Here is a 12,004-nt window from a genome sequence, read left to right as displayed (position 1 = left end):
GCACCCCCGGCAGGCCCGGCACCCCCGGCGTCCCGGGCAGCGGCCGGAGATCGTCTATTCGTCCTCGTCGTCCTGGACCGGCAGCGTCGAGAGATCGACGACATCGTCCTCGTCCGGCGTGGGCACCTCGACGTCCTCACCGAAGTCGCTGAAGGTCAGCACGCCGGATCCGCCGGATGCGCCCTTCTCCTCGAAACGCAGCGGCAACGGGTCCCCGGTAGCCGAGATCCACAGCATGCCGCCGCTCTCGGCGAACTCGATACCGACGGCAGGTACGCCGTCGACCTCTTGGACGGCCGTCGGGTCCCCCTTGACCTCGGACCCCAGTACCGCCTCGGCGAAGTCGCTTCCCTCGACGAAGATCCGGTAGTTGGAGCTCGACTCGGATGAGATGAGCAGCCACTTGTCGGCGATGGTGTCCTCGATATCCGCATCCACGATGTCGGCGAGCGTCGCCGGATCGCTGGTGATGTACACCACATCGTCGGAGGCCACGAGTCTCACCTCACTGTCGGTGGTGACCGTGCCGACCGAGCCCACGCCGGTCTTGAAGGCGATGTCGATGGCGCTGCCCGCGGAGGTCATACCGCTCACCCGGTAGGTTCCGGCCTCCGCGAGGTTCTTGACGGCCGTGCGCAGAGCCTCCTCGGGAGGCAACTGGTCGACGCCGTTCTCGGCCGGAGCCGTCTCGGAACTGGACGCGATCTGGGCCAAAGGCGCTGGGCCTGGGGGAGTTTCCTCCTCACCACACGCGGTCAGCGTGACGGTCAGCAGGGCCGCCAGGCCTAAACCGATCACTTGGCCTGATGCCAGCTGCATCGGCGTCGGACCTCACACTTCGCAGACTCGGGACAAGGGACGGAAAGGCAGCGCGCGGGCTCGGCCCGGTGACTGCCGACACGGAGTCTACCTCGCAAACCGCCCTCATTGCCGCCGGCGAACAGCTGCGACGTACCAGCCACTCGGACGATTCCCCTCCGCCTGTTTGACCGAAATGCCAGGAAACCGCTACCGTCCCGACTAGTCCACAACTTCATACCCATGGGCCACCTGGCCCGCAAGACAGGGGAGCGCTGCAGGGCGCTGAGAGTGCGGGAAACTCCGCAGACCCTCAGAACCTGATCCGGGTCATGCCGGCGCAGGGAGTCGATATCGACACGTCAGCGGCGCGTTCGCGAGAAGACCTCGCGGATGCGCCGTAACTGTGCCCGACGGCACGCTCAGCGGCGCTCCCTCGCCTGTCACTTTCCACGACGGAACAGCCAAGGAGTCCACCGTGAGCCCGACCGACAACGTCTCCCACCGTGCGGGCACGGGCCTGGGCACCAGGCGGCGCACCTGGCGCACCGTCGACATCGTGGTCGCGTCCGTGCTGGGGGTCGCTTTCGGCCTCATCTTCGCCGCGTGGAACAACTTCGTCTATCCCACCGTCAGCCTCCCTCTGGAGGCCACCCCCTTCAGTCCGGTGATCGGCGCCGTCTGGCTGATGCCCGCCGTCATCGGCGGGCTGGTGATCCGCCGCGCCGGGGCGGCCCTGTACACCGAGGTGGTCGCCGCGACCACGTCCATGCTGTTCGGCTCGGTGTGGGGGCTGTCGGTGTTCATGTCCGGTGTTTGGCAGGGGCTTGGGGCCGAACTGGTCTTCGCCCTGCTCGCGTATCGGCGCTGGGGCGTGTTCGGCTCGCTGCTCGCCGGAGGCGCCGCCGGCCTGGCCATGGGCATCAACCAGAGCATCGTCACGGTGCCGGAGTTCAGCCTCGGCTGGAAGGCCGTCTACGTCCTCGCCGCGGTGACAGCCGGCCTGGTCGCGGGAATCCTGAGCTGGTTCCTGGTGCGGGCGCTCGCCCGCACGGGGGTGCTCGCTCCGTTCGCTTCGGGCCGCGTGCAGGCGGAGGTCTGACCGTGCGGGCAAGCCTGGACACGGTCACCGGCGCGGTCGGCGAGCGGGGTCCGAGTCGCGTCCGGATCCGCGGCTGGGGCTGGCGCTACGCGGGGCGGAAAAGGTGGGCGTGTCGCGGCGTGGATCTCGACATCGATGCGGGAGAGCGCGTGCTGCTCGTCGGCTCGTCGGGCGCGGGAAAGTCGACGCTCCTGCGCGCCGTGGCCGGACTCCTGGACCCCGAGACCGCCGCGGAGCATGAGGGAAGCGTCACCGTCGACGGCGAGCCGGCCGCCCAGGCCCGCGACCGGGTGGGAGTCCTCCTGCAGGATCCGGAAGCCTCACTGGTGATGTCCCGGGCGGGCGATGACGTCGCGTTCGGCCTGGAGAACGCGGGTGTCCCGCGGGAGGAGATCTGGCCGCGCGTCGAGTCGGCACTGCGGCGCGTGGGCTTCGGCTATCAGCTCAGCCGCTCCACAGCCGAGCTCTCCGGCGGCGAGCAGCAGCGCCTCGCGCTGGCCGGGGCGCTGGTCCGGCGGCCGTCGCTCATGGTGCTCGACGAGCCGACGGCCAACCTGGATCCGGCCGGGACCGAGCTGGTGCTCGACGCGGTGCGCGCCACCACGGACAGCGCCAGCACCACGCTTCTCATCGTGGAGCACCGGGTCGACGTCGCCGCCGGCCTGGTGGACCGGGTGGTGGTCCTCGAACCGGGCGGGGGCGTCGTGGCCGACGGTTCCCCCGACGACGTCTTCGCCCGGCACGGCTCGGCGCTGTCCGACGACGGGGTGTGGGTGCCCCGACGATGGGCGCCGGCGCCGCCTCGCCGCACGCCGGGGCCGTCCGGAGTGATCCGGCTGCGTGCCGGCGGAGTCAGCCGGACCTACCGGCGCGCCGCCGCACCGTCGCTCGACGTCACCGACCTCGAGCTGCGGGAGGGTGAGGCGACCTGCGTGCTCGGCCCCAACGGCAGTGGAAAGTCGACACTGGCCACGATCCTGGCTGGGCTGTCACGCCCGGACACCGGCGGTGTGTTCCTCGCCGCCGATCCGCGCCGGCCGCTGCACCGCTGGCGAGCCCGGCGCTTGTGCCGCAGCATCGGGATGGTCTTCCAGGATCCGGAGCACCAGTTCCTCGCACCGACGGTGCGGTCCGAGCTTCTCATCGGCCCTCGGCGGGCCGGTATTCCCACCGCCGCGGCCGAGCAACGCTGTGACTACCTGCTCACCCGGCTTCACCTGGACGGTCTGGCCGGGGCCAATCCGTACACGCTCTCCGGCGGGGAGAAGCGTCGCTTGTCGGTGGCCACCGCGCTGGCGACGGCCCCGGACGTGGTCGTGCTCGACGAGCCGACCTTCGGCCAGGACGCCCGGACCTGGCGGGAACTGGTCCGGCTCTGCGCACAGCTACGCGACGATGGCGCCACCCTCGTCAGCGTCACCCACGACGCCGCGTTCGCCGATGCACTCGCCGACCAGCACGTCACCATGCGCGGCGGCCGGATCACCGACGTCCGGGCCCGGCCCGCCGACGACGAGGCTCACCGGCACGGTGGAACGACGACGCGGCCCGCGACCGGCACGCACAGTTCGCCCAGCGCTGCTGCGCGAGCCGTCCCGCGAGGCACTGGGAGCGAGCTGTGATCATCGCCGCCGGAGCCGTCGGACGCACCACCGGCGCGGTGCTGGGCCGCCGCAACCCCGTCGCCAAGCTGGGCGCGGCGTTCATCCCGGCGCTCACCCTGCTCGTGGGCGTGGATCCGGTCTCCTCCGGGCTCATCCTGATCGCGGCCCTCCTGAGCGTGCCCGCGTGGGGATTGACGTGGCGGGAGGTATTCCGGCGCGGCTGGCCCCTGTTGCTGGGCGTGACGACGATCAGCCTCGGCAACGCGCTGTTCACCGCTCGCAAGGGCGGAGCCGTCCTCGTCGACGCGGGGCCGTTCCTGCTCACCACGGAAAGCGTCGCCGCCGGCAGCACGGCAGGCATGCGGCTGGCGGCGATCGCCCTACCCGGTGTCCTGGCGGTCCTCACCATCGACCCGGTGGACCTCGCCGACTCGCTGGTCCGGCACCTGAAAGTGCCGGCCCGGTTCGCTTACGGCTCCCTCGCCGCGCTCCGGCTCGCGCCGCTGATGGCCACCGAGTGGGAGATCCTCGGCCGGGCGCGCCGTGCCCGCGGGCTGGAACCGGGCGGCAACCCGCTCGCCGCGATCAGGCTGTTCGGCGGCAAGCTGTTCGCCCTCCTGGTGGGCGCCGTCCGGCGGGGAAGCCAGCTGGCGGTGGCGATGGACGCGCGCGGCTTCGACAGCCAGCGTGCGCGCACCACGGCAAGGATCAGCCGGTTCGGTCCCGCCGACGCCGTGCTCCTCGGCTGCTCGGTGGCGCTCACCGCCGCCGCAGTAGCGCTCGCCGTGGTGACAGGAGCCTGGAACCCGGTCTTCTCGTCGTGATCTCACATGTCGGGGTTGCGCAGGACCCGGAGGTGCCCACGCCGGGTGGGCTCCCCGATCGGCTCCTCCTCCGGCTCGGCCGGCCGGGCCGCCTCGCGGACCGCATCGGCCAGCGCCAGGAGGTCGTCACTGGTGGGACCCAACGCCGCCGGATCCGGAGCCAGTCTGATGACCTCCCACCCGCGTGGGGCTACCAGCCGCTCCGCGTGCGCGGCGCAGAGATCGTAGGCGTGCGGCTCGGCATAGGTGGCGAGAGGACCCAGCACCGCAGTGGAACTCGCGTAGTCATACGTCAGTGTCGCGACGGCCACCTGAGAGCAGGCCGAACGGGAACAACGACGCATGGGGCTCACAATCGCCAAGGTTAACGCCCCGATGTGGCGTCCGTCCCCGCGGCACGCCATGAAGTGATCGGCCGCCTCGGCGGACGTCCCGCCGGATCTGGCCGCCGGGCGACAGGCCCGCGCTGCTAATCTGCGCAGAGTGACGCGACACCGCTCCCCGAAGAGCGACCTACCCGCGATGGTCCTGCCGCCGCTGCGGCGAGACAGGCACGGACGCGGCCTGCGCACTCCCCTGGCGCCACCGGAATCGCCGTTGAGCCGGTCCCGGGCTCAACGGTTCGACGATCTCGTGCTCGAAAGCGTCGAGCGCCTCGACCGCCGTTGGAAAGACGAGCTCGCGAAGGTGGAGTTCGCCGTCGAGGACGTGCCTGTGCTCGACGACTGGCCACATGACTGGGTCCCGCTGGCCCGCGCATTCGCCAGCACCGGCGCGCTCCCCGCTCGGATCGTCGTCTTCCGGCGCCCCCTGGAGACCCGCGCCAAGGGCGAGTTCCGCCTACGCGACCTGGTCAGCGACGTGATAGCCGAGCAAGTGGGCGAGATGCTCGGAGTCGACCCGCAGGACGTCGATCCCACGTACGGCCATCACGGTTAAGAACCCGCTACAGGCCGTCCTGGCAACGGTGGAAGATTGTTTCCACGGTGGAAGGTCTTGGGGGTCCTGGCCCGCGCAAGCTTCCAGTCTTGAAAGAGACTTCCACTGTTCGAGCCCGTGGCGCACGCGCCAGGAGAAAACCGAGATCGCTAGTCGACGTTCGGGTCGAGCACGCCCGGAAGCTCCCCCACCACGCGGGGCACGTCTACGTGCACGATCGGCGACCACAACGGCATGATGTCGAGGTAGGCACCGTCGTCGTCGGCACCGACGATCTCCCGTGCCACCACCACGGCGTCGGCCTGCGACGGGTCGATCACGACCGTGACGAAGTCGGCGTCGTCAGGCGCCTCCACTTCCACCGGGACCGTGGCGCCCGCCGGGACGGCGACGTCCTCCTCCGACACGACGGCCCCGTCGCCATCCAGAACCGCGACGCTCACCCGGCTCGCGCTGTCGATGACCGAGCTCACGTGCACAGTGGTACTGAATCTCGACGACGACCGTCCCAGCAGCGCCGCGGCGGGGCCTGCCAGCGGTGGAGTGGCCGCGGTGAACGCCAGGTCCGGCAGGCCGTCGTCGGCTTCCCGGACCACCCGCACCGACGCCGTCACCGGCTCGTCGCTGTCCAGCTCGACGCCGACGGGATACTCGCCGATGCCGTCGAGTGCCACCTCGTAGACGCTGCCCGACGGAACCGTCACCACCTCGTGGTCCAGCGGCGTGAACGGGCCGTTGGCGCCGAACACCCGCATCGACACGATGGCGTCCGTCTGTCCCGGCGCGAGGATACGCAGCACCCGCTCGCCTTCGCCGGGAACACCGGGGATGACCACTCGCTCCTGCGGTGCCACGGTGGCGGGCAGGAAGGTGAACCCCAATGGCGTTGTCTCCTCGGACTCCCGGATCTCCAAGGCTGCTGAGACCCTGCCCTGGGAGGTCGTGACCCGGACGCCGACCCGCTCGGACTCCGGCGCCAGGGCATCCAGCAGCAGCACCTGCTGGCTGCGCGCCGGAACGCCGATGCCCTGTGTGGCGGGTGCGTCCAGCGGGCCGGCCTCGTCCCAGAGTTCGACATCCACGACCGCGGCGACGGACGTCGGATTGGCCAGGACCAACCGCCCTCGCTTGCCCACCTCGCCGGACCCGCCCACGAACCAGTGTTCGCGGGCCGCAGGACCACACGACGTGGTGCTCAGCCCCCGCAGGTCGATCTCCCTGACGAGCAGGGATTGCTCGGCGACCAGCCCGGGCGCGAGTGTGCCGGAACCTTCGACCGCGATCGACGTGGGTTCGTCCATGTCGATCCGGTTGACGTCGAGGACGCCGCGTTCCTCGAGGGTGAAGACCGGCTCCGGCGGCGCGGTGTCCGTGGGTGTGGGCTCGGGCGTCGCTCCGGGCTCGGGGACGAATCCGAGGGCGCGCGCCGTGATCGGTCCTTCGTCGTCGTCCACCGCGGAAACTCCAGGCAGGGCCAGCGCTCCCACGTGGGATCGGCCCTCCTCTTCGCCTCCGACGAACGGACACACGAGCGAGGTCCGGACCACCGGCTCCTCGACCTCGGGATGCTCTTCCACCACCGAATCCGGGGGGCCGACGAGGGACGCGGCGCCGAGCGTTCCGGCCACCGCCACCACCACTGTCAGCGCGGCCACACCGCTACGCATCAGGACTCGCTCCCATCACCGCGGTCGCGTGATCTCCGGCCGGCGGCCCGCCGTCCACCGGCCGCTCGCTTGCCTCGATAACCGCCGCCCTCTTCGGTGGGGCTCTCGTCGTCGGCGCGGCGTGCTCGCCGGCCCCGGTACCCGCCGCGAGACGAGCGAGTCTCGCCGGTCTCCGGGTGAGCCGCCTCCGGCGAGGGTCCCTCGATGGGTTCCTGCTGCTCGATCGGCTCCTGCTGCTCGATCGGCTCCTGCTGCCCTGCAGGCGCGGACCGCTCCTCCGGCGTCTCCCACCCGACAGGTACGGGTCGATCGGCCGGCGTCGAAGGCCCCTGCCCGGAGTCGGTGCTCCCGCCGCGTCGGCGGCCGGACCTGGCGGCAGGAGCCGGATCGGGCGAATCGAGCCACTCGTACGACACCTCGGGGACGTGATCCTCGGCACGCGGCGGAGCAGGCATCGCGGCGGGTACCGGCGTCGCCGGCTGAACCTGCTCGTCGGGCACGACGGGAAGGCCGGGAGAGGTCGGATCGTCGGGGTCGATCTCCGAGGCGTCGTCGACGGCCCCACGCTCCCGCCGCATGCCGGGCAGAGCCAGGATCGCGACCAGGATCACAGCACCGAGCTGAACGAGGAGAACACCCGCCCTCCGGTTGCCGAGGTGCGAGAGGCTCAGCTCACCACCCTCGGGGCCCAGCTCGAACGCCTGGGCCCAGCCGTCGTACACCACCGGCATCAAGGGCGCGCCGTCCAGTGTGGCCGACCATCCGCTGTCGGCCAGCTCGGAGATGACCAGGAGCCGTCCATCGGCGCCGTCCGGGACGGTGCCACGCGAATCGATCTCGTCGCTGGGCACCACCACCAGCTCCGCTTCCACCGCCTCTTCCTCGGCGTCGTCGGCGGGCTCGGGCTCGGCGATCCAGATCCGTCCGACGGGCTGGTCGACCCGCCACATCGCCGCGCCCTCGGGCGCACTGGACCGGACCAAGCCGGGGACGGTGTCGAGGATGTCGGCCAGGTCCGGGTCGAACGGCGCTGACAGGTAGACGTACTTTGCGGCGAACTCCGCGAGTCGCGAGCCGTCGGCTCCGCCCCGGCCGGACACGATGTCGGCCACGACGTCGTCGAGCGGCCCGTATTCTTCCGGCGGAGGTCCCGATTCGGCATCGCCCATGCGGGGTCCGGAGGAGCGCAGCAGTGCGTAGGTCACGCGTCCGTCGTCCGCGCGCCCCAGCACCAGGGTGCGGATCCGCTCCGGGAGCTCGGCCTCGTCGGAGATGTAGGCGGGAAGAACCTGGGGATCGCGCCGCTCCAATGGGCCGTCGGCACCCCGGACCGCCCACCAGCCGGCGCCCGCGACCGGAAGCACCAGCGCTCCAGCGGTGGCGAGCGCTACCAGAGGCTGGCGCCAGCCGAACGTGCTCCGCGCCAGCCAGGCCCGGGCACCCTCACCGGCGACGACGGTGGCGACGATCAGCGCTCCCCCGAGCACCACGGCCGGATAGCCTGGCCAGCCCGACACCGGTGTCTGCAAGGTGGGGCCGGTGACCGGCAGTCTCGACACGACGATCCCGAGCACCAGGGCCACGCCCGCGACCGCCCACGCCGCCGTGACCACCAACCGGCGCTCGGCTCGCAGCAGCGCCGCCCATCCCGCCAGGGCAAGGCCCGCGCCCAGCCACACCGGCGCCGTGCCGGGGCCGCCAGGGTTCACGAACAGAACCGACCACGGGTCGAGCGCATCGGCGGAGAGCCCTGGGCCGGGCATGCCGGCCTCGGTCACGAGCAGCACCGGGTTACGCAAAACCGTGCCGCTCCACGGGATGAGCACCACGGGCGCCACACCAAGCACCACCGCGAACCGCCACAGAGCCGCCCGGTCGCGGTAGACGGTGACGAGGCCGACCACGCCCAGCACAAGGACGAGAAGCCAGGCCAGCGGGACGAATGCCGCGATCACGGCCAGGATCAGCCCCGCGCTCCAGGCTGCGCGGAACGGACCCGGCTCTCCCGGCCGGCCGAACGTCCGGTACAGCGCCAGCACCACCAGCGGCGTCAGGACGGTGGCTACGACGGTACCGAACCTGCCGGCGGCGATGGCGCCTGTCACGGCCGGCAGCAGGGCGTAGGTGACCGAGCCCCACAGCCGGAGCCACCGGCCCGCCACGAGACGCCGGAGGAGGAAATACGCCGTGATCCCCGCAAGGGGAACAGAGGCGAGCAGGAGCAGATCCACTGCCAGCGTGGCACTGCGCACCACCGAGGCCACGACCGCGACGACGGCCAGATACGGCGGTGCGGGGGTGGCACTGCCGAGGCCCACTCCATGCCACGACTCGGTGTAGGTCTGCCAGAGCTCCGCCGTCTCGGTCCACGACGGCAGCATCGCGCCACCCATCAGGCGGCCGGTGCCGATCAGTTCGCGCACCGCCACGATGGTGATCAAGGACAGGCTGAGCACCGTCAGGACCAGCGGGTGCAGCGCCAGGCGCAGCAGGAAGGCGTCGTCGGTGTCCGGCATCTCGTCGTCGGCGGTGCCCGTGGAACGGCGCTGAGCGCCGGGAACGTCGTGGCCCGATCCGGAACCGGTGAGCATCGCCAGAACGTTCTCGCCGGCATTCCTGAGCTGCTGGCCCCGTGGAGGGAAGAGGGGGCGAAGCTGCGAATGAGATCGCCGCCGGGCCCGCGCTCGCCGGGCCCGGCCCCGGATCAGCCGGTCCGGGCGGCCCAGCACGGCGATCACCGCTACCAGCTCCTCCAGCGCGAGCGCGGGTTGTTTACCCACGAGGAAGCCGAAGGAGCGGGCCAGGCCGCCGAAGAACACCCGGAGCAAGAGCAGGGGAAGCAAGGCGGCGCGGGAGTTGACGAGGAGCACGTAGAGGGCGTGACGGCGGTCCGCCATATGCGCCCGGTCTCGCGTCGCGCCGAGCCGGCGCCGCCCATGTGCGGCCGCCTCGGCGTGGTGGACCGAGGCCTCCGGCGAGATCACCACCGCGTAGTCGGCCTGGTTGACTCGCCAGCAGAAGTCGATGTCGTCACGGAAGATCGGCAGTACCGGGTCGAAGCCGCCGAGCTCGTCCCATACGTCCCGGCGGACCAGCATGCCCGCGCTGCCCACCGCCAGCACGTCTTTGGAGACGTCGTGCTGGCCCTGGTCGTACTCGCGGCGGTCCAGGCCGGTGTGCCGGCGCCCGCTGCCGGAGACCGTGAGCCCCACCTCCAGCAGCTGACGGTCGTCCCGCCAGCCGAGCACCTTCGGTCCGATCACGCCCGCGTCGGGGCGGCGGACCGCGGTTTCGAGCAGCTTCCGCAGCGCGTCCGGCGAGGGGGCGCTGTCGTCGTGCAGCAACCAGATCCATTCGGTGCGGTCCGCGCCGAGCCGGCCGGCGTGCGTCGACGCAGCCATCATCTCGTCGGCCGCGATCAGTCCCGCCGCCACGGCGGCGCCGAATCCTGTGTTTCGTGACGCGGTGACGACGGCCGGCGCACCCAGCGCTGTGGTCAGCAGCCGCGGCGTGTCGTCCCGGCTTCCGGTGTCGACCGCGATGATCCGGTCCGGCCCGTGGCTGAGTTCGGCGAGCCCCTGCAGCGCCCGCGGCAGCCAACGCTCGCCGTCGTGCGCGACGAGCACGGCCGTGACGTCGTGGGCCTGCAGCTCCGTGGGGTCGACAGGAGCCGGCTCGGTGGGCTGCCCGGCGAACGCGTCCAGCGCCGCGTCGCTGCCGAAGCCGGGGTCGTCGTAGATCCCAGGCGGACCCGTCGGATCCTGGGTACCGCCGTCACGCGGCCTGACGTCGCCGCTAGAAACGCTCACGCCGGTGGCGGAGGAGATGTGTCGGTCAGTTGCCATGCCTCGTCGTCGGTTCAGCGGGTGTCGGTGATGAGGTCCAGTAGCGCGCACCGGGTGCGCCGACGGACAACCCTACGCCGAATTCGCCCTCCGAGCAGCTTGAGACCACGCGCACGGGCCGGAGCGACCCACCTCCCAGCGTGTTAACCCGCGCGTTTCTTCAGTTTGCGCCGTTCACGCTCGGAGAGCCCGCCCCAGATGCCGAACCGCTCGTCATGCGCCAGGGCGTACTCCAGGCACTCCGCTTTCACCTCACAGGACAGGCACACCCGCTTGGCCTCACGGGTGGACCCACCCTTCTCCGGGAAGAACGCCTCTGGGTCGGTTTGGGCGCAAAGCGCCTGCTCCTGCCAGCTCGCCTCCTCGGCGTCGCCTTCGAGCAGGATCTCGAACTCTTCCCACTCACTCACATGGCTCGCCTCCTTCGACCGTGTCCGATCCCCTTACGGGAACCGGCCCCCGTGGCGCACCGTGGTGGTCGAAGCCACGGAACACCTAACGACACGTACGAAATTACATGGCTGCAATACGTGCTCGTCAAGCGGAACCATGGTAAATGTTCTCAGTTCAAGATCAATAACCGAAAATCAGCCCTGCCCGCCGAGTGCCCGCCTGATCAGGACTTCGATGTCCGAACGCACAGGCCGCTCATCCGAGAGCACGGCCTGCATCAGCAGCCCGCACAACAGTACCGCGACCATCCGGCCGGTCAGCGGGTCAGTACGCCCCTGCAGCACCTCGGCCAGTGCGTTGTCCCAGTCCACTGCGGCCTGGCGCAGGTGAGGACGGTGCAGCGCCAGTGCGTAGAGGTTGTATTCCGCCATGGTGTCGGCCCGCTTCTCGCCCACCGACCGCACCACGAAGTCGGCCAGGGCCGTGGCGAGATTCACATCCGCCGGCAGGCCGCGCTCCCATTCCCGCAGATCGGCCACGCTCCGCTCGGCCGCCTTGTTGAGAGCGGCGGCGACGAGATCGTCCAGTGACGCGAAATAGTACGTCGTGGAGCCGAGCGGCACCCCCGCTTCGGCAGCCACCTTGCGGTGCGTCAGAGCGTGCACCCCGTACTCGGCGACGAGCGTGACGGCGGCCTGAGCGATCCGCTCACGCCGGTCCGGGTCGGCGGGACCGCGCTGCCGGCGCTTCACGACCGGCTTGTCGGGGTACGTGTCGGCCTGCGGGTCGTCGAGGCCTACGTGATCCACACCCACACGCTATCCCTCCCCGC

The 12,004-nt window shown here is 71.0% G+C and carries 10 protein-coding genes and 1 riboswitch; of the genes, 4 read left to right on the top strand and 6 right to left on the bottom strand.

What is annotated here, in order from left to right:
• Positions 1–54: 54 nt before the first annotated feature.
• Positions 55–819 (bottom strand): hypothetical protein, encoded by a 765-nt coding sequence (locus G1H11_RS17910; RefSeq protein WP_163819967.1) that lies wholly within the window; start codon positions 817–819, stop codon positions 55–57.
• Positions 820–1,054: 235 nt separating this feature from the next.
• A riboswitch (TPP riboswitch) is annotated at positions 1,055–1,162 on the top strand.
• Positions 1,163–1,276: 114 nt separating this feature from the next.
• Between G1H11_RS17910 and G1H11_RS17905 the strand changes: the two genes are divergently transcribed.
• From G1H11_RS17905 to G1H11_RS17895, 3 genes are read left to right on the top strand one after another with little or no spacing between them, the layout of a single operon-like run.
• Positions 1,277–1,900, top strand: a complete 624-nt coding sequence (locus tag G1H11_RS17905; RefSeq protein ID WP_216843886.1) for an ECF transporter S component — start codon at positions 1,277–1,279, stop codon at positions 1,898–1,900.
• Positions 1,901–1,902: 2 nt separating this feature from the next.
• Complete coding sequence (locus tag G1H11_RS17900) at positions 1,903–3,522, top strand: ABC transporter ATP-binding protein (RefSeq protein ID WP_343074883.1); 1,620 nt, start codon at positions 1,903–1,905, stop codon at positions 3,520–3,522.
• A complete protein-coding gene (locus G1H11_RS17895) occupies positions 3,519–4,328 on the top strand; it encodes an energy-coupling factor transporter transmembrane component T family protein (protein WP_216843885.1) in 810 nt (269 codons plus the stop codon). Before G1H11_RS17900 ends, G1H11_RS17895 begins: the two co-directional genes overlap by 4 nt.
• Before the next feature lie 2 nt (positions 4,329–4,330).
• Here the strand turns inward: G1H11_RS17895 and G1H11_RS17890 are convergent, their stop codons facing one another.
• A complete protein-coding gene (locus G1H11_RS17890) occupies positions 4,331–4,681 on the bottom strand; it encodes a DUF3499 domain-containing protein (RefSeq protein ID WP_343074882.1) in 351 nt (116 codons plus the stop codon).
• 130 nt (positions 4,682–4,811) lie between these two features.
• On the opposite strand from G1H11_RS17890, the gene G1H11_RS17885 reads away from it, so the two are divergent.
• Positions 4,812–5,267 carry a metallopeptidase family protein gene (locus G1H11_RS17885; protein WP_343074881.1) on the top strand — a complete coding sequence of 152 codons (456 nt, stop codon included), beginning with the start codon at positions 4,812–4,814 and terminating at the stop codon, positions 5,265–5,267.
• 149 nt (positions 5,268–5,416) lie between these two features.
• On the opposite strand, the gene G1H11_RS17880 is transcribed toward G1H11_RS17885, so the two are convergent.
• From G1H11_RS17880 to G1H11_RS27150, 4 genes are all read right to left on the bottom strand, one after another.
• Complete coding sequence (locus G1H11_RS17880) at positions 5,417–6,934, bottom strand: DUF5719 family protein (protein WP_163819965.1); 1,518 nt, start codon at positions 6,932–6,934, stop codon at positions 5,417–5,419.
• Positions 6,934–10,779: a glycosyltransferase gene (locus G1H11_RS17875; RefSeq protein WP_163819964.1), complete on the bottom strand. Its 3,846-nt coding sequence runs from the start codon at positions 10,777–10,779 to the stop codon at positions 6,934–6,936. The genes G1H11_RS17880 and G1H11_RS17875 overlap by 1 nt, the downstream gene beginning before the upstream one ends.
• A gap of 143 nt (positions 10,780–10,922) precedes the next feature.
• The gene (locus G1H11_RS17870) at positions 10,923–11,189 is read right to left on the bottom strand and encodes a WhiB family transcriptional regulator (RefSeq protein ID WP_163819963.1); all 267 of its coding nucleotides are present in this window, start codon (positions 11,187–11,189) and stop codon (positions 10,923–10,925) included.
• Between the two features lie 177 nt (positions 11,190–11,366).
• Entirely contained in the window at positions 11,367–11,981 is a 615-nt protein-coding gene (locus G1H11_RS27150) for a TetR/AcrR family transcriptional regulator (protein WP_216843884.1), read from the bottom strand.
• Positions 11,982–12,004 lie beyond the last annotated feature (23 nt).

The organism is Phytoactinopolyspora alkaliphila (assembly GCF_010550695.1).
Taxonomy (GTDB): Bacteria; Actinomycetota; Actinomycetes; order Jiangellales; family Jiangellaceae; genus Phytoactinopolyspora; species Phytoactinopolyspora alkaliphila.
The sequence above is the reverse complement of the archived record's forward strand: the minus strand, read 5'-3'. Positions and strand labels throughout refer to the sequence as shown.

What these genes read in the sequence shown, in the direction of transcription:
- G1H11_RS17875 (WP_163819964.1), bottom strand. Translation starts at nt 10,779, where the DNA reads ATGGCAACTGACCGACACATCTCCTCCGCCACCGGCGTGAGCGTTTCT.
- G1H11_RS17910 (WP_163819967.1), bottom strand. Translation starts at nt 819, where the DNA reads ATGCAGCTGGCATCAGGCCAAGTGATCGGTTTAGGCCTGGCGGCCCTG.
- G1H11_RS17880 (WP_163819965.1), bottom strand. Translation starts at nt 6,934, where the DNA reads ATGCGTAGCGGTGTGGCCGCGCTGACAGTGGTGGTGGCGGTGGCCGGA.